Annotated in this window: 15 protein-coding genes; 6 read left to right on the top strand and 9 right to left on the bottom strand. The window is 48.0% G+C overall.

The window, feature by feature from the left end; translation table 11 throughout:
* Positions 1-36: 36 nt before the first annotated feature.
* From R8N47_RS09370 to doeA, 5 genes are all read right to left on the bottom strand, one after another.
* On the bottom strand, positions 37-1,440 hold the full coding sequence (locus tag R8N47_RS09370; RefSeq protein ID WP_017819816.1) for an aspartate aminotransferase family protein: 1,404 nt from the start codon (positions 1,438-1,440) through the stop codon (positions 37-39).
* 41 nt (positions 1,441-1,481) lie between these two features.
* Positions 1,482-3,002 carry an NAD-dependent succinate-semialdehyde dehydrogenase gene (locus tag R8N47_RS09365; RefSeq protein WP_064354537.1) on the bottom strand — a complete coding sequence of 507 codons (1,521 nt, stop codon included), beginning with the start codon at positions 3,000-3,002 and terminating at the stop codon, positions 1,482-1,484.
* A 155-nt stretch (positions 3,003-3,157) separates the two neighbouring features.
* A complete protein-coding gene (locus R8N47_RS09360; protein ID WP_053349313.1) occupies positions 3,158-3,637 on the bottom strand; it encodes an Lrp/AsnC family transcriptional regulator in 480 nt (159 codons plus the stop codon).
* A 124-nt stretch (positions 3,638-3,761) separates the two neighbouring features.
* Complete coding sequence (gene doeB / locus R8N47_RS09355) at positions 3,762-4,769, bottom strand: N(2)-acetyl-L-2,4-diaminobutanoate deacetylase DoeB (RefSeq protein ID WP_005373782.1); 1,008 nt, start codon at positions 4,767-4,769, stop codon at positions 3,762-3,764.
* Between the two features lie 54 nt (positions 4,770-4,823).
* Positions 4,824-6,011 (bottom strand): ectoine hydrolase DoeA, encoded by a 1,188-nt coding sequence (gene doeA, locus R8N47_RS09350; RefSeq protein WP_005373780.1) that lies wholly within the window; start codon positions 6,009-6,011, stop codon positions 4,824-4,826.
* Between the two features lie 271 nt (positions 6,012-6,282).
* Between doeA and R8N47_RS09345 the strand changes: the two genes are divergently transcribed.
* Complete coding sequence (locus tag R8N47_RS09345; protein WP_081248204.1) at positions 6,283-7,716, top strand: PLP-dependent aminotransferase family protein; 1,434 nt, start codon at positions 6,283-6,285, stop codon at positions 7,714-7,716.
* 20 nt (positions 7,717-7,736) lie between these two features.
* Here R8N47_RS09345 and R8N47_RS09340 read toward each other — a convergent pair whose 3' ends face one another.
* Positions 7,737-8,759: a helix-turn-helix domain-containing protein gene (locus R8N47_RS09340; RefSeq protein ID WP_064354538.1), complete on the bottom strand. Its 1,023-nt coding sequence runs from the start codon at positions 8,757-8,759 to the stop codon at positions 7,737-7,739.
* 131 nt (positions 8,760-8,890) lie between these two features.
* Here R8N47_RS09340 and R8N47_RS09335 point away from each other — a divergent pair, with 131 nt between their 5' ends.
* From R8N47_RS09335 to R8N47_RS09325, 3 genes are read left to right on the top strand one after another with little or no spacing between them, the layout of a single operon-like run.
* The gene (locus R8N47_RS09335; protein WP_064354539.1) at positions 8,891-9,652 is read left to right on the top strand and encodes an SDR family NAD(P)-dependent oxidoreductase; all 762 of its coding nucleotides are present in this window, start codon (positions 8,891-8,893) and stop codon (positions 9,650-9,652) included.
* Between the two features lie 40 nt (positions 9,653-9,692).
* Positions 9,693-10,205 (top strand): 2,4'-dihydroxyacetophenone dioxygenase family protein, encoded by a 513-nt coding sequence (locus R8N47_RS09330; protein ID WP_064354540.1) that lies wholly within the window; start codon positions 9,693-9,695, stop codon positions 10,203-10,205.
* Between the two features lie 4 nt (positions 10,206-10,209).
* Positions 10,210-11,268, top strand: coding sequence for a zinc-binding dehydrogenase (locus R8N47_RS09325; protein ID WP_053307200.1), 1,059 nt, complete (start codon positions 10,210-10,212; stop codon positions 11,266-11,268).
* An 82-nt stretch (positions 11,269-11,350) separates the two neighbouring features.
* Here R8N47_RS09325 and R8N47_RS09320 read toward each other — a convergent pair whose 3' ends face one another.
* Positions 11,351-12,475: an alkene reductase gene (locus tag R8N47_RS09320; RefSeq protein ID WP_064354541.1), complete on the bottom strand. Its 1,125-nt coding sequence runs from the start codon at positions 12,473-12,475 to the stop codon at positions 11,351-11,353.
* Between the two features lie 10 nt (positions 12,476-12,485).
* A complete protein-coding gene (gene grxB / locus R8N47_RS09315) occupies positions 12,486-13,115 on the bottom strand; it encodes a glutaredoxin 2 (RefSeq protein WP_029825713.1) in 630 nt (209 codons plus the stop codon).
* Positions 13,116-13,315: 200 nt separating this feature from the next.
* On the opposite strand from grxB, the gene R8N47_RS09310 reads away from it, so the two are divergent.
* Positions 13,316-14,251: a LysR family transcriptional regulator gene (locus tag R8N47_RS09310; RefSeq protein ID WP_064354542.1), complete on the top strand. Its 936-nt coding sequence runs from the start codon at positions 13,316-13,318 to the stop codon at positions 14,249-14,251.
* Here R8N47_RS09310 and R8N47_RS09305 read toward each other — a convergent pair.
* A complete protein-coding gene (locus tag R8N47_RS09305) occupies positions 14,204-15,115 on the bottom strand; it encodes a LysR family transcriptional regulator (protein ID WP_005392753.1) in 912 nt (303 codons plus the stop codon). The two genes, R8N47_RS09310 and R8N47_RS09305, sit on opposite strands and share 48 nt — an antisense overlap.
* Before the next feature lie 220 nt (positions 15,116-15,335).
* On the opposite strand from R8N47_RS09305, the gene R8N47_RS09300 reads away from it, so the two are divergent.
* Positions 15,336-18,215 (top strand): MGH1-like glycoside hydrolase domain-containing protein, encoded by a 2,880-nt coding sequence (locus tag R8N47_RS09300; protein WP_064354543.1) that lies wholly within the window; start codon positions 15,336-15,338, stop codon positions 18,213-18,215.
* Positions 18,216-18,277 lie beyond the last annotated feature (62 nt).

Below are 18,277 nucleotides of genomic sequence, written 5' to 3'. Positions count from 1 at the left end.
TCCAAAGCCCGCGAGCATTACTGAAATCTAGGTGGGTTATGGCTGCCACTGTTTAGATGTGACGAGGTTATCCATCACTTTGTTTACCGCTTGATGCGCTTTGTCGACAATGGTGTCTATATCGTTACGGTTCGCGATAAGCGGTGGAGCAAATCCGAGGATGTCACCATGTGGCATGGCGCGAGCGATTAAGCCTTGCTCTAAACAGGCCGCCGCGATTTGCGGGCCTACTTTCAAGTTTGGATCAAAGTGTGCACGGCGGAGCTTGTCTGAAGAAAACTCCAACGCATGCAACAAGCCAACGCCACGAGTATCACCGACCAATGGATGATCGTTAAACGTCTCCGCCATGCGTTGCTGCAAGTAAGCGCCGACTTCGGCTGCGTTTTGCACCAGGCCTTCACGTTCAATGATATCGAGGTTGCAGTTCGCGGCTGCCGCCCCCATTGGGTGACCAGAGTAGGTATAACCGTGTCCGATAGCGCCCCATTGGTCGGTGCCGTTTTCTAGCACACTCCAAACTCGTTCACCGACGATCACGCCAGACAGCGGTTGATACGCTGAGGTTAACCCTTTCGCTACCGTGATGAGATCTGGTTTCATGTCGTAGTGGAGTGAGCCAAAATCGGAGCCGAGGCGACCAAAGCCACACACCACTTCATCCGCAATCAAGAGCACATCGTATTTGTCGAGTACTTTGCGAATCGCCTGCCAGTACCCTGCTGGTGGTGGCACAATACCGCCAGTACCGAGCACTGGTTCCGCAATCATTGCTGCTACCGTTTCTGGGCCTTCTTCCAAGATCATCGCTTCGAGTTGATCTGCGCAATATTGAGAGAATTCAAGCTCAGACATACTCTCGTCTTCACGGCGATAATAATATGGCGCGATGGTGTGTTTGATACGCTCAAGTGGTAAATCAAAATGGGCGTGGAACAACGGTAAACCTGTCAGTGAACCGGACGCGATACTTGAACCATGGTAGCCGCGGTCACGCGAAATGATTTTTTTCTTCTCTGGTAGACCACGAGCATTGTTGTAATACCACACCAACTTAAGTTGAGTTTCGTTCGCGTCGCTGCCTGACATGCCGTAGTAAACTTTGCTCATGCCTTCAGGCGCCATTTTGATGATGCGATCTGACAGTGTCACGAGCGCTTCGTTCGTATGACCGACGTACGTGTGGTAGTACGCCAGTTCTTTGGCTTGCTCATAAATCGCATCGGCCATTTCGGTCCTGCCATAGCCAATGTTTACACAATACAACCCGGCAAAGCCGTCTATCAGCTCGATGCCTTCTGAATCGGTGATGCGTATTCCGCTTCCGCTCGAGATAATTCTTCCCGGAAGCTCCCCGGCCGCATACTGCTTCAGGTGGGTTGAGGCATGAAATACTCTCTGACGATCGATCTCTAAAAGTTGTTGGGTTTTGTTACTCATGATCCTTCTCCTCGAATAATTGGATATCCATATTTCGTGTCTCAACTGCCACTGACGGTTGGTAAAGCGCCTAAGCAGCAGTATTTGATTTCGCTGTATTCTTCAAATCCGTGACGGCTTCCTTCTCGTCCAAGACCAGACTGTTTCACGCCGCCGAATGGGATAGGGTGCCCTGTCATTTTGACGGAGTTCACGCTCACCATGCCAAACTCCAAACCGCGCATGCAGTGCCAAATTTGGTGAATATCGTGACCATAAACATAGGCAGCTAAGCCGTACTCAGTGTCGTTGCTCATTTCAATCACGGTATCTAAGTCTTGGTAAGGCAATACGCCTGCCACAGGACAAAAATTCTCTTCGCGATACACCGCCATTTCAGGGGTTACATCGGCTAGCAATGTCGGCGCGAAGAAGTTTTCGCCTGGTACGGGCTGGTGGTATCCCGCTACCAATCGCGCGCCTTTGTCGAGCGCGTCACGCACCAAATCATGCGCTTTATCCACCGCAGTGCGATTAATAAGCGGTCCCATGGTGGTTTTTTCGTCTAAGCCATTGCCCAAAACGATGTGGCTCATTTCTTTGGCAAACGCTTCCAAAAACGCTTCGTACTTATCGTCAGGGACGAAAATACGGTTTGCGGCCAAGCAGTCTTGTCCTGCGGTTTGAAACTTCGCATCCACGGCGGCTTTGGCTGCTTGCTCGACATCCATATCTGGCAGCACGATGAAAGGGGCGTTACCACCGAGCTCCATACTGCACTTCTTCACGGTTTGTGCCGCGTCGCGTAGCAATAGTTTGCCTACTCGAGTTGAGCCTGTGAACGAGAGCGCTTTGACTTTATCGGAGTGACACAAGGCTTGTGACACCATCACCGCATCGCCAGTGATCACGTTAAAGACACCAGGTGGAAAGCCAGCTCGGTCTGCTAACTCTGCCAACGCTAATGCAGAAAAAGGCGTTTCACTGGCGGGCTTAATGAGCACCGGACAGCCTATTGCTAGTGCGGCAGCGGCTTTGCGTGTGATCATGGCATTAGGAAAGTTCCATGGCGTAATCAGTGCTGCGACACCAATTGGCTCGCGCACCGTTGATAGCTGCGCATTCGGAATATGACTTGGGATGGTTTCGCCATAACAGCGGCGTGCTTCTTCGGCAAACCAACGAACAAAGGATGCGCCGTAGTCAATCTCACCTACAGCATCACCTAGTGTTTTTCCTTGCTCCATCACCATCAAATGAGCAAGGTCTTGCTTTGATTCTAGAATCAGGTCGTGCCAACGCATGAGAATTTCAGCGCGCTCTTCTGCTTGCATTTTTCGCCATTGACGAAAGGCTTGGTCGGCTTCATCAATCGCTTGATAGAGTTGTTGCTGAGATAGCTTAGTGATGTAACCGATGACCGTGCCATCTGCTGGATTATCCACCGGATGAAATTGATCACCACTTACCCATTTGCCATTCACGTACGCTAAACCTCTCACCAAACGTACGTCTTTCATTATCGCCATCATGTCGTGCGAGGCTTTTAATTCTTCAGCGTGTAAGCTGTGCAGTGCTGCCATGAGTCCTTCTCCCAGCATCGTTGTCCATAATGAAACTGTAATGGAGAAGTGACCGAAATAATTTCTGATACCGAGGTTTAAAACGTCAGAACTTTCTTTTTAGTGCCGTTAAATATGGTGTTTTTTCTGTTCACGCCTGATACGCATTTTCCCTTTTATAACAAAGCGTTTTGGTTTACTTCGAATGTGCCCGCATCACGTTTGATTGTTTTTGTCACAATGTAAGTAAAGTAGCGCTCAATGCCCACATCTGAGTCTAACCAGTTGTCGATAAGCCGCTGATATTGGTCGATATCTTCTGACTGAATTTTAAGGATGTAATCGACACCACCGCCCGTGGCATAGCAATCAGTGACTTCTTGTGAATGTTGAACCAGTTGCTCGAAGCGTTTGAACGCTTGGGCGTTGTGTTCTTTGAGCGTAACTTCAACCATAACTGACGTTCGTTTGAACAAAATATCGGTATTTACTTTTGCTCCGTAACCTTCAATGATGCCTGCTTCTTCCAGTTTTTTGACGCGCTCCCAGCAAGGGCTCACGGATAGGTTGATGGCCTCGGCAAGGTGAGATTTGGTGATACGACCATTATCATGAAGTATTTGTAGAATTTTTACGTCGTAGCGATCGAGGCGCATTATGAGTCTCCCTGTTGAATACTAATCATTTCATGAAAGGCTGATGACTGGTCGCTGTTATAAGGTGCTTTCCAGTTTGCTTCTGGTATGCCATTTGTTTTGATTTCTTTAGTTGGCTTTTCAATCAGCCTATCTCGCCGCAGTCTTCGGCTATAACTGCGATAGTGTCACCGATATTCACCATAGCAGGAAAACGACGTGCCGCGAAAATACCATTGCGCTGTGACTTGTACTCAACGGGGGCGGTACCTGTGCGCTCGGTCGAGAAGATTCTCACTAATACATCGCCCTTTTTGACGGTATCGCCAAGATCAAATAAGTATTCTGTGATGCCGTGGTGTTGGCTTTGCACATAACAACTTGCATCTGGCATATCTAATAACTTAGTTGGTTGGGTTGGTTGTTCGTAGTCACCGGGCAAGTTGCCTGAGAAGCGTAAGAAGTTGCGAATGCCACGGTCGGAATAAGCGATGGTTTCTGGAGTGCTGGTTCCGCCTCCTCTGAGTTCGGTGGTAACAAAGATTTTTCCCTGAGACTCCACGGCAGTGTCATACAGGCTGGTGGCGTCCATTTCGAGCAAGATCATGGTGTAAGGTGCGCCAAACAGTTTTGCACCTAATATGCAGGCTTCTTCTTGATCGAGATTGTCGAGACGATGGGCAGCGGCGAACGGCACGATATCTAACGTTTTACCACCTGAGTGAATGTCTAACGCAAAATCGCACTTAGGAACTAGGTAACGAGTAAAATAATCCGCAATTTTCTCGGTCACTGTGCCTATGGGGTTGCCAGGAAAGCTGCGATTTAAATTCCCTTTATCGATAAACGACGTACGTGAGGCATTTTGTACCGCAGGTAAGTTCATCATGGGTACAATAATGACACGACCTTGGATTTGATCTGCCTGAAGCGAGTTCGTCAATTTTAGCAGGCTGGTGATGCCTTCGTATTCGTCTCCGTGATTACCGCCAGTAAGCAGTGCGGTTGGTCCGTGACCATTTTTGATCACGGTGATAGGTATCATAATACTGCCCCAAGCGGAGTCGTCATGTGAATAGGGCAGCGTTAAAAAGCCGTGCTGTACACCTTCTCGGTCAAAGTCTATGGTGGCTGTGATCGAGCTTTTTTGCATATCAAGTCCTTTTAGTTCTCAGACCTGGCTCAACAGAGCTTAAGGTTTGAAAAATTAGTGTTTAACAAATAAGTGGCGTGGAAAATCACACAATGTTTTTGCTCCATCATGGGTAATGACGATACTTTCCGTTGTTTCTAACCCCCAATCTTTGAACCACAGCCCCGGCATAAAATGGAATGTCATGCCTTCTCTCAAGATGGTTTTATCGGTGTCTCGCAAACTCATGGTTCGTTCCCCCCAATCTGGTGGGTAGCTCAAACCTATTGGGTAGCCACAACGGGCACCTTCGCGTGAGAATCCCGCTTTATCGAGAACCTGGTTTAGTGCATTGGCGATGTCGGCGCAGGTATTTCCGGGCTTTGCCACTTTCAAGCCCGCTTCAAGTCCTAGAGTCAGGGCTTCGTCGGCTCGTTTAAACTTGTCGTCAGGCTCGCCAAGAAAAATAGTGCGTGAGAGTGGGCAATGGTAACGGCGGTGCGCCCCTGCGATTTCAAAAAACGTCCCTTCGCCTTTCTTGAAGGGTCTGTCATCCCAAGTCAGGTGAGGTGCGGAAGCATCAGAACCTGATGGCAAAAGCGGCACAATCGCGGTGTAATCGCCAAAGTGGTCTTCATGCCCGAGCACGGCTTGGCGGTTAATCTCGGCAACAAGGTGGTGTTTCGGTAATCCAGGTTCAATCATGTCGAACGCGACGCGGTGCATATTTTCAACAATGCGAGCGGCACGGTACATGTACGCCAGTTCTTGATCGGATTTAACGGCGCGGCACCAGTTGACTAGTCCAGTTGCATCGAGAAGTTGAGCATTCGGTAGGTGCGTAGTGAGTGATTCGTAAGCGGTGGCGCTAAAGTAATAGTTATCTTTTTCTACGCCGATGCGACCACGATCCCAAAGGCGCGGAGCCAGTACGGCTTCGACTAGGAAATCCATCGGGTGTAACGGCGGGTTCATTACATAATGGTCTGGATAGTAGGTAATGTTTTCTGCCGACATATACGCAGTCCTGTATGCTCCGTTGGCATCTTGGCAGCGTCCAAACCAAACTGGCTCATCAGATGGACCAACAACGACACATTGTGGCACGTAAAAAGACCACCCATCATAGCCTGTCAGCCACGCCATGTTAGAAGGGTCATGAATGATAAGGACATCCAATTCTCTTTCTTCCATCGATTGCCGAACTTTCGTTAACCGATCCTGGAACTCATCCAGTGTAAAATGCAAAGCAACGCCTCTCATATTTTCTCCTTGTTAGAAATCCGACGCCTTATGGGCCTTCGGAGACGCTGAGGTATTTCTACCTTCTACCAGCTAGCCAGATCTGCGTTAAAAATGATTGCAATTTACCTCTGGGGTTGTATTTGGATTAAACGATGCTGTTTAACATGTTTGTTTAACCCATACATTTCATGTCAATCATTACAATTGTGGTTTATTTTTGTGCATTTCACCTCGTTTTGTGAGTTAAAGTTCGCCATTTGTTAAATGGAAGTTACAATGAGCGTTAAAAATGAATCAATTAAAATATTGTGTCATGACAATTTCTTTGAACCCGATCATTCGGCCAGGCACCGCTAAATACATCTCCATTGGTAACTATCTTGTCGAATGTGTCCGCAGTGGTTATCTAAAACCGGGGACTCGATTACCCACACATCGTGAGTTTGCAGAGCAAATTGGCGTCAGCGTACAAACGGTGAGCCATGCATATGGTTATGCAGAGAAAAAAGGGGCGATCGAGTCTTGGGTTGGGAATGGTACTTTTGTCAAATCAGGTTTTGTGGATGAAAGTACGGACACGGAGTTCATGCTGACACAAGAGATGAAAGAAACGCCGGATGAAATTGATATGTCGATTGCACATCCAGTGGTGACCGATCGCCACATTACGCTTTTTAATCAGGCGTTAATGGAGATTGCTGGGCAAACAAACAATCGTGGTTTGATCAGTAAAGCAAAGCCGGTAACAGGTCAGCCTCATCATATTGAGTCAGGAGCACGATTTCTAAGTAGCCAAGGGCTGGATGTGGGTGCCGATCAAATATTACTCACAAATGGTGCATGCCATGGTTTAACGTTGGCTTTAAGCACAGTTGTTGAACACGGTGATGTAGTTGCTTGTGGTCACTTGGTTGATCATGGCTTGATCTCTCGCTCGAGAATGCTTGGATTTAAGTTGCAACCACTTGAAATGGATGAGTTTGGTATAACGCCGGATGCATTTGAATGGGCATGTAAACACAAACCAATCAAGGTATTGTGTTGCACACCGAGCATGGCTAACCCGACTAGTGCGCATATGGATGTTGCACGCCGAGAGGCGATAGCGAATATTGCGCAGCAATACGACATCTATGTCATTGAAGATGACGTGTATGGAGCACTAGAACCTAACCGTGTCCCACCCCTTGCCACATTGTTACCCGAACAAGCTTTCTATGTCACCAGTTTAACCAAAGTTGTAGCGCCAGGCATGCGCACTGGCTATCTGACGGTCCCACGTCATTTTTTGCAGCACGCGATTGGTCGTTTAGCGGCAACGAGTTGGTCTGCGACTCCATTACCATTTGAAGTCGCTCATTTGTGGATCGAAAACGGTACGTTAAATCGACTTATTCGCTTTCAAGTCAATGAGTTTGCTAAGCGACAGCGAATAGCAAAAGCCGCTTTAGAAGGGCATGTTTATAGCTCGCACCCGAATGGACAGCACATTTGGTTGAGACTACCCGAGCAGTGGAATAGCGATGACCTGGTTGCTTCGGCTAAGCGTTCAGGGGTGCAGATCACGGGATATAAACCGTTTGTTCTCGATACAAATCAGCCAATGCCTTACGTGCGAATCAGCTTGGGAGCAGAAACAAACCGAGGCTACATCAAACACGGGTTATCTGTGATTGCTGAAATTCTCGATACCAACCCTCCCACCTCACACTTTTTGGTCTGAGCGATAGGTTATTTATGCTTTTATCTGATGGGCTTAAACGTTTGTAACTGAGTTTTTTCTTGTCGCCATTGTCTCGGCGATTTCCCCGTCCAACGGCGAAAGTGGCGGCTGAAGACCGCAGTTTCTGCATAGCCCAGTTGCAACGCGATATCGGTAATACTCTGGATATTCTCATGCAATCGCTGTTCGGCGAAATCCTGACGCACTTGTTGTAAAAGCTGCCGATAATTTGTGCCCTGTTGTTTCAGCTTGTTTTGCAGCATTCTCGGATGCAGGTCTAATGCTCTTGCAACGCGCTCAACGCTGCATTCTCCGGTTGAGAGCAGACGGCCAATCATGTTTGCTGCTTGGTCACTGAGATTGTTGGGGTAACGGGTTTGCAGCTCTTTGAAGTGCTGTTGAAAATGGCGCTCTAGTGCGTCTTCATCTTGGTGGTTCTTAGCGTTAAGCAGAGTCGCTTTAAGTAGGATACCGTCAAACTTATCACCGAAACGCAGTTTGTTCTGCTGGGCAAATTCGCTCTGTTCTGTCTCGAAGCTCGCGTGTTGGGTGAGGTGTAAACAGAAGTGACTTGCTTCAATATCAAGTAAGCTCGCAACAAACATGGCTAAGTGCGACACACTGAGCTGCATCAGCTGTGCTATACCTCGTTCGCTGTGCACATCAATATTGAGCGACAACCGTACCCAATCATCTTGTGGCGTCATGTTGAGAGTGACCCCTGACGAATGCAGATAGAGAAAATCATTCACCCGCGCCAAGGCTTCACCGACCGTTTGCGCCCGGGAAACCAGCATTGGCAAGTCTCCCAAGCTCTGTAGGTTTTGACGCTCGGAGAGCAACACGCCAAACAGCGGTTGCTGACAACGAGCAGCCGCTTCCTCCAGCAATTCAGCCAGCCTAGGGTAGGCGAGATACGTATCGGGATTGCGAAACTGCGCCGCAGACAGGCCAACAGCGGCCATTATCTCTTGCGGATTCTGACCTAATTCTGAAACCAAGCTATCAAATTTATCAGCAGCGCCACTTCGTACGATATACATGTCTCGATTTTAAAATGTTAACAGGTTGTAAATCGCAATATATCAAATTTACTTCGTAAAAGGTCAAGTGAGTGCCAGTGAGTTGATCTAAGTTACATTTCGATAACAACAACGCATGGATGAGAAGCAGTATGGAACTTATCAATAAAACTGCCATTGTGACTGGGGCAGCTGGTGGAATTGGCCAAGCCATCATTGCAAAGCTGAGAGAGCAAGGAGCCAAAGTGCTTGCTGTCGATATTTCAGAACAATCATTGCAAATGTACACAAGTTTTGACCCAAAGCAGTTGGGAACCTTTGTCGCGGACGTCACCGATTACCAACAAGTTGAAGCTATGGTGAAGTGCGCGGTTGAACAGTTTGGCTCGCTTGACATCATGGTCAACAACGCGGGCATCGGTGCACCGAAACCTCTGCTTGACCACGACCCAATTGCCGATTTTGAGCCGATCTCTAAGGTCAACCAAAATGGCGTTTACTACGGCATTCTTGCCTCTGGAAGACAATTCCAAGCGCAAGGCACGCCGGGCGTGATCCTCAATACTTCTTCTGTTTACGCACGAATGGCGTCTGAGATGACCTTTACCTACAACGTCAGTAAAGCCGCAGTCGATATGATGACCAAATGCGCCGCATTAGAACTCGCACCATTGGGTATTCGTGTTTGCGCTGTCGCTCCGGGACGCGTTGATACTCCGATGTTAAGGCAATACGAAGAGATTGGCCTGTGGGACCACATCCGCAAAGAACAGATGCGTCAAAACTTCACACAACCAGAAGAGATTGCTGATGTGGTGGCGTTTCTGGTCAGCGAGAAAGCCAACTGTATCAACGGTTGTACCATCAGCGCATCTGACGGTTTCGAGAATTTTAAGTACCCACTTATGGGATAGGCGAGTACGCCACATTACAGCAATAGCGAGGATGTAAGTTATGTCATTACCAGAAGTTATTCAGCACCAAGATTTCTTATTAACTCTTAATACCAATGAGGAGTCGCTCATCAAAGACGCGCTACCGGGTGTGGATGTTTACCCGTTGTTTCTTGACCCAGAAAACGGTACTTGGGTGATTCGTGCCAAATTCAAACCGGGTATCACTCTGCCTAAGCACTTCCACACTGGTGTGGTGCATTTCTATACGCTGAGTGGCGCTTGGCACTACATTGAATACCCAGCTCAAGTCCAAACCGCTGGCAGCTACTTATATGAGCCGGGCGGTTCGATTCATACCTTCCACTGCCCTGAAAGCTCAGGCGGTGCCGACGGTTTTATGGTGATCACTGGTGCAAACATTAACTTTGACGAAGAAGGTAACTTCATCAATATCATGGATGCGGGTTGGATTGAGCAAGTTGTTATTGCAACAGCGAAAGCACAAGGCTTCACTGCGCGCTACATCAAACCGGGTGCGATTGCTGGCCTAAGCGATGAGCTAGCGGAGTAACCCCATGCAACAGATGAACAGTATCATAATGCAGGATGGTAGTGTCCGCCTGAAGCAAGTCGAAATCCCCAAACCTGCAGCGGGACAAGTGTTGGTTCGTAGTCTAGCTTGTGGCATTTGTGGCTCCGACCTTCACATTACTCGACACGCGGATGAGGTATTTGATGTATTCCACCAGCTCGGGTTGATGCCTGATGAAGCCGGTGAGCACGCTCAAGTGATGTTGGGGCATGAGTTCTGCGCGGAAATTATCGAATACGGTGCCGATACGCAGCAAACGTTGTCCGTTGGTAGCCGAGTCACCTCAGTGCCGATGTTGCTCAGCCAAAATGGCGCGGGCGTTGGTGTTACTCCGGGTACTTATGGCGCTTACTCTGAGTATTTCCTGCTTGATGAAGCGTTATTGCTACCTGTGCCAGACGGAATGCCGTCTGAGGCGGCGGCATTAACCGAACCACTAGCGGTCGGTTTGCACGCGGTCAACCGCAGTGAAATCGAAACGGAAGAAACAGCGCTGGTTGTCGGTTGCGGCCCTATAGGGCTGGCGGTGATTGCTGCACTGAAACAACGTGGCGTCAGCAATATTCTTGCGGTCGATCTTCAGGAAGAAAAGCTGCAACTTGCCAGCGAGTTTGGCGCAAATCGATTGATCAACCCGACCAAGGAAGACGAGATCGCCGTCGGGGCACAGTACGCGATGAATTCACGCTTGGTCATTTATGAGTGTGTTGGCAAGCATACCTTGATTGACGATTTTCTGCGCCGCGCTCCTGCCCGAGCGCGAATCGTCATCTCGGGTATCCATACGACACCCGCAATCATTAACTACGCGTACGCGACGGTAAAAGAGCTCGACTTGAGATTCTCTTACTACTACCAACCGCACGAGTTTGAGCAATGCCTACAAGCGATTGCCGAACATAAGTTGCCTTGGCAGAAAATGCTCACTGCCAAAGTAGGGATCGATGGTGTGGAAGATGCGTTTAGACAGTTAATGACTCCCAATGACCACATCAAAGTGGTTATCGAACCTTGGCGCAGCGGCGCGTTAGAAGTGATTTAACTCTTAGCCAGATTAAGCTAGCTAAAACCAATTTTAGTTTGGTGACAGCCCCAACCGTAGCAGCTAGGTTGGGGCTTTTTTGTTAGGCCTGTTCTGCGCATTCCTGTTGCAGAGCAGGGTAATCGGTGTAGCCTCGTTCGTTTCCGCCAAACAACGTTGAGCCATCGAGTTCTGCCAACGGATGGTGATGTTGCAAGCGAGAGACTAAGTCTGGGTTTGCTACGAATGGCCGTCCGAATGCTACAAGATCCGCGTAGCCTTTCTCTAATACTTCGTTTGCTCGTTGAGGATCGTAGCGACCGGCAACAATAATAGCGTTGCGAAAGCGCTTTCTAAGTTCGATTCGAAACGTCTCAGGAATCGTTGGTGCATCGGCCCAATCGGCCTCGGACAAGTGCAAGTAGGCAATGTCGCGCTCCTGTAGCTGTTTTGATGCTTCCAAGATTGTTGGAACGATATCTGGGCAGTCCATATCTTTAAACGTAATGAATGGTGCCAGTCTCACTCCAACTCGATGCGCACCAATAGCGGCGATAACTGCATCCACTACTTCGATAAGAAAACGGATACGATTTTCTCGTGAACCGCCGTAGTTGTCTATTCGATGGTTTGAGTTGGTTCTTAAGAACTGATCGATCAGATACCCATTCCCGCCGTGGATTTCTACACCATCAAAACCCGATTCAATAGCGCGTTTGGCTGCGTTCGCGAAATCACCGACAACTCGGTTGATATCCGCTTGTGTCATGGCGCGTGGCTCAACACAATCGACCATATTGCCGTTGCCTTGTTCATCTGCAATCCAAACTTGCGTCTCTACCGGAGCGAGCGCAGATGGCGCGATAGGCTGTTCACCATTTTGGAATGTTGGGTGAGACACTCTGCCCACATGCCATAGCTGACAAAACATCGCTGCGCCTTGTGACTTGACCGCTTGGGTCACACCCTGCCAGCCCGCCACTTGCGCATCGGTGTAAACGCCAGGGGTGAACGAATAGCCTTGAGAATCGTCCGAAATTTGTGTGGCTTCGGAAATGATCAGCCCGGCAGAAGCGCGTTGTTGATAATACGTTGCCATCATCTCATTCGGGATGTTGCCCGGCTGAGTGGTGCGTGCGCGAGTCATTGGTGCCATGACAATACGGTTTTGTAGTGACAACGCTTTCAGTTGAGCTGGTTCAAACAGCTTATTTGATCTTTGTTGCATGTTGCGCTCCTTAGATAAGTACTGGCACGTTGGTCGCTTTACGAGCGGTTGCCATCCAATGAAGTACGGCTGGATCCCATTGCACTTCGGGAGCACTGAAAAAACCGCGTAGAATAGAGAACATAATGGCTTGGTCAACCAGTGACGTTTGCTTTTCTGAACTTAGGTTGAGCAAGGGTTTGGTTTGTTCTATCAAAGCGGCGACTTCTTTCGCAATCGCAGGTGTATCGTTAATCAAGGCTTCAAAATTTAACGCTTCGGTTTCTTTTTTTGCACGCCATGCTTGTTTAGCGGTTTCTGTTGCAAATTCCGGTAACGTCATGTTTGACCAACGCGGATACCCGACTTTTTGTAGCGGTAAAAACGCTTGTTTTTGCCAGTCTAAAACCGGCGCTGAGGGTTGGCTGCTTTCATTGGAAGATGCCAATTCAAGGAAGTAGTTGATGATGTCTAAGCTTTCCGCCATCGCTTCACCATCGTCTTTGATCAAAAGAGGAACTTGTTTTGCGCCGATGATGTTTGTGGTGGTGCTCTCGTCGTCATAAGCAATGTTGATGACGTCGAGCTGAATATTCAGCATGCCAGCGACAAAACGGACGCGGGCGCTAAAGGGGCAATGTTCATAAATGTACAGTTTCATTTTTTGTTTCCTATTCTCTTGGCTGGGTAGGGCGTGTTGTTGTGCGTTGAACAGCGTTACGGCGTTTAACTTTGCCCTGTCACATAACGTTCTGGGTCTAAACAATGTCGATAGGGTCAGTATATGGATTCGACTTAATTTGATAATTGGGTTATATCTGAATTGATTATTCAGTTTTTCCAAATAATAAGGGCGCGAAGGTGGATAAGTTTTCGGATATGACGTTGTTTGTCAGCATCGTTAAACATCAAGGTCTGGCAGCGGCGGGAAGGGAGTTAGGTTTGTCTCCGGCGACGGTAACGGCAAGGCTGCAAGCGATAGAAGAACGCTATGGCGTAAAGCTGCTCAACCGAAGCACACGCCACGTATCACTCACGGACGCAGGGGCAATGTACCATCAAGCTTGTCTGAACATCATTGATAGCGTGAAAGAGACGGAAAACTTGCTGCAAACGGGTATTTCGGAAGTGCGCGGAACGTTGAAAATTTCAGCTCCACGAGATATTGGCAAACAAATTATTTCGCCGATGGTGTCGGCTTTTTCTGAGCAATATCCGGATGTGACGCCTTATCTTTATCTTAATGACAATTTATCGAACTTGGCTGAATCGGGGCTCGATTTAGTGATTCGTTACGGTGAGTTAGCGGACAGTAATCTCATTTCGCGCAGGCTGGCGTCGAGTCAACGCGTGCTGTGCGCGTCACCTGATTATTTGGCGAAGCAAGGTGTCCCAAACTGTCCACAAGATCTCGCGGACCATCGCTGCTTAGCCATGGTGCGCAGCAATGAAGAATTAAAGACGTGGCACTTTAAAGATGAAGAGTCTCACCAAACGATCACGGTCACGCCAAAGCGCTTTTCTGATGATGGTGAAGTGATTCGACAATGGGCGTTGGAGGGGGCGGGGATTGCGTTGAAATCGATTTTAGATATTCAGCAAGACCTAAAACAACAACGTTTAGTAACGGTTTTGGATGGGTATATGAAAAACTTCAGCGCCTTTTCGCAAGGCGCTGAAGCGGATCTACATGTCATTTATCAAAGCCGCCAATATCAACCGAAAAGAGTTCGCCTGTTTTTGGACTTTCTAGTTGAGCAATTTAGCGCGCTGAGTGATGCCAGCAATCAGATCTAGATGCGATTCAGAGGTTTCTCGGCGGTGGCGATAAATCCCGACGGTGCCAGGGTTTGGTTCGTTTTCCATGGTTAAGCATCGTAAGCCAAAGGATTCCAAATACGGTTTGAGGTGGCCGGTATAAGACATCACCGCGACGCTTTCTTTCAGTACATCAATACTGGCGAGCAGAGAATCCACTTCGTAAGTCGGTCTGTCATCCAGTTGCTGCCTTTCGCGTTCATTTTGTTTCGGGATTGGGTTATCGATGACGTGAGCGAATTTCTTAGCGTCATAAGTGACCGAAAGAGCAGGGTATTCGTGCAGCATCTCTTCGGTGACGGTTTTACCTAGCAGTGGATGGTTTGGGGAAACAAAATAGGCATCAACCGTTTGAAATAACGGAATAAACGTAACATCGCATTTAGACGACAAGCCGACAATCTCGTGGCCGATGAAAAATTCAATCTGTTCGTTGATTAATGAATCCATCAAGCCTAAGTGGTTGCCAAATTCGACGTGTGTAGATGCCGATGGCTGCTTGGTCAGATGTTCATTGAGTGCTTGTTTGACGAACAGCGGCCACCACGCATCGCCAGTACCCATTTTAATTTTTCCGACTTGATACTGTTTCCGTTCATCAATGCTTTGCATCATTTGGTTGTATTCATGCTGCATCGCGTTGCTATGGCGATAGAGGATGCGTCCGTATTCGGTCAACACCATGCCATTAGGATGACGTTCAAACAGCGTCACGCCGAGATTCTCTTCCAGCTTCTTTAAATTGCTTGTTACCGTTGGCTGGCTTAACCCTGCCATTCTTGCCGCAGCGCTGATGCTTTGGCAGCGTGCAACCAGTAAAAATTGCTGCAGAGATTTGTCCATTTTCTTTCCCCTCTAAGAACGAGGGGTATTTTGCACAATTTCATTTATAAATCACAAATCTGTAATCTCATTTGATTGAAATTATGCGCATTTCATAGATCTACATCACTGTTGGGGTCTGACGTATAGATGTTATCTATAGCTCGCTCCTGACTTCCTATTTTCCCCTCAAAAAGGTGTTCTTTAGACTGTCGCCAAAACAACAATCTAAGGGATGAACATGAAACCGAGTTTTATTGCGCTTGCTGTCGCGTCTTGTATTGGTCTTGCTGGATGTGGGTCAGATTCCTCTGATGCGCCTGTGCCGGTCGACAAACCAATTATTTCAGCCGACTTATATTTACGTGGTTTAAATGGGGATTGGGGCACGGCAGAGCATGCCAAGCTAAACTATTTGGGTAATAACGAGTACGAAACCGTACTGCGCGTCGCTCGAGGTAGCAATCAGTTCAAGATTGCTGATCCGGGTTGGCAGATCCAATACACCTATTTTGAGGAGCCCGCGGCGTTCGATAAAGCTCAGGAGTACCTGCCAAAACCAGACACGAATGAAGCGTGTATGAACGATGATTGCAACTCTGAGATCACGTTTGAAGACAAAGGGTATTACAAGTTTTCTGTGAGCTTTGCCGATGAAAGTCGCGCGACAATGACTGTGACGAAAGCAACGCAAGAAGAAGCGGAAAAATACTACTCTGATGCGATTCTCGACCCTGCAATGGTGCATGAAGGGCATCAGAGCAAAGAAGTGAAACTGTTCGCCAATTACGATGACTCGAGTGATACCGTGATTTTCTCGGTGAAAGATCCTAAAGCTGAACTGCGTGAATTTGGTATTTCAACGACGACAGAATTGCGTGATGCGCTCGACCAAGGCTTAGTGATTAATGAGCAAGCAGGGCCGCGAGTGGTGTCGGATGATGTCGCGTTTGACGCGTTGTTTGCGTTGACGATGAAAGAGCTAGACCAGCTTGCTGTTTCTGAAATCAAAGACGGCAATTACAACTACAACAACCCAATCAAAGCGGAAGTTTTTGAGACGGGCGCGAAGTGGCATTACGTGTGGACGCGTGATTTGGCGTACGCAGCAGACCTTTCGCTTGCATTGATGAATCCAACTCGGGTGCAAAATGGTTTGAATTTCAAATTGTCTGCTTTCCGCGACACGACCGATCAGCAATACGATGGCGAGCAGATTGTGCAAGACACGGGCACTGGCGGCAGTTGGCCAATCAGTACCGACCGCACGACTTGGGCGCTTGGTGCAGAACGCTTACTTTCGGCATTGGATGGAGAAGAGTACAACCAGTTTGCTGAGCGCGCATATAAAGCTATCAGCAATACACTTGAAGCCGATCGCCTGGCGGCTTTTGATGCGAAATCCGGTTTATACACTGGTGAACAATCCTTCCTCGATTGGCGTGAGCAAACGTATTCAACGTGGACGCCAAACGATGTCAATGCGATTGGTAGCAGCAAAGCGTTATCGACAAACGTGGTTCACTATCGCGCGATTCAGCTCGCGGCTAAGTTGGCAGAGAAGTACGACTCAACCAACGCGGTCAAATACACCGAGTGGGCTGAGCAGTTAAAAACCGCTATCAACGATCAGTTTTGGAATGCCGAACGCGGTATGTACGTAAGCTATTTGTTTGACAATGGCAAAGACATCGCGGTCGACAAATACGATATGCTGGGCGAAGCGTTGGCGATCATCAGTGGCGTGGCAAGTGATGCGCAGGCGAAACAAATCATGGCCAATTACCCACACAGTGAGTTTGGCGTGCCGGTTTACTTCCCTCAACAACCGGACGTGCCTGTGTACCATAATCGCGCAATTTGGCCATTTGTTACCGCGTACAGCTTGCGCGCCGCGCATCAAACACAAAATGTGGCAGCAGCGAACAATGCCATTCAATCGTTGGTTCGTGGTACGGCAACTAATTTATCCAACATGGAAAACTTAGAGTGGCTTTCTGGTAAGTCATTCATCATCCATAGTGATCATGGTGAAGATCCAAGCATGGATGGCCCAGTTATTAACTCTCAGCGTCAGCTTTGGTCTGTGGGTGGCTACTTGAACATGGTGGTAGAGACCCTATTCGGCATCCATACCGAAACGGGCAAGTTGGAAGTGAAGCCGTTTATCACAAGTTGGGTGCGCAATAACTTGTTGGCTCAGTCTGAACAAATCACGTTGGAAAACTTTGCCTTCAAAGGAAAGAACTACTCGGTAACGATTGACTTGCCTGAAGTAAGCAAAGATGACACAGGTTACTACCCAGTTGAAAATGTCACGATGGACGATGAGGGGCATTTCCACGTGACATTGGGCGCGCTTGTGAATGTAGATAGCAGCATTACTTTAGTTTCTGGTGTGAAACCGTACGCAAGTGAAGATAGTCGCGTTTATTCTCCGCAAGAGCCAACATTGGTGGTAAAAAGCGTTGATAATTCGGTTTCGATTGACGTGACGAGTAAGTACAACGTGAACTTGTATCGCAATGGCGAGCTGATTCAAAAGAACGTGATTGCTCAATCTTATTCCGATACGCCAACAGGTTTTGCTTGTTATTTGGCTGAAAGCATTAACGATAAAGGCTTCCGTTCTAACCCAAGCCAACCTGTTTGTGTCGGTGAAGAGATCCGCATCAAACTTGATGGCGAATATCAGCCACTCAAAGACAATGTCTCAGTGGTTACGGTGAGTAAAGACAGTGGCATCGTAAAAGGTGCAGAGTCGTTTACAGCCCCTGTAACGGGCACTTACCAGTTCGATGCTTGGTACAACAATAACCTAGGGCAACTTAATACTGGCATCACGAACACCGTGAAATTGTTAGAGGTATTGGATGATGCAGGTAAAGTGGTTGGTCAAGGTTACTTGCAGATGGGCCATATTGGTGAAAACCAAGGTATGCGTTACTCAACGCCAATTGAGGTGACGTTGGAGCAGGGAAAAACCTATCAGGTCGCGCTGAAGGACCACTTCAATATGAGTTACCTCAAATCGAATGAAACCTACATCTACGCAGGTGGTATTGAGGGTGAAAAGAACGAAGCGCAAATCGCAGATATTCGAATCACACCTTTAATGTAGGCTGTTTTAACAAAGCAGTGTTCTAGAAAATTGTGTTCTAAGAAAGACAAAGCCGCTGAGAT

It is taken from the genome of Vibrio sp. 2132-1 (assembly GCF_033344315.1).
Note: the sequence above shows the minus strand (reverse complement) of the source record. Positions and strands in the feature narration are given on the sequence as shown.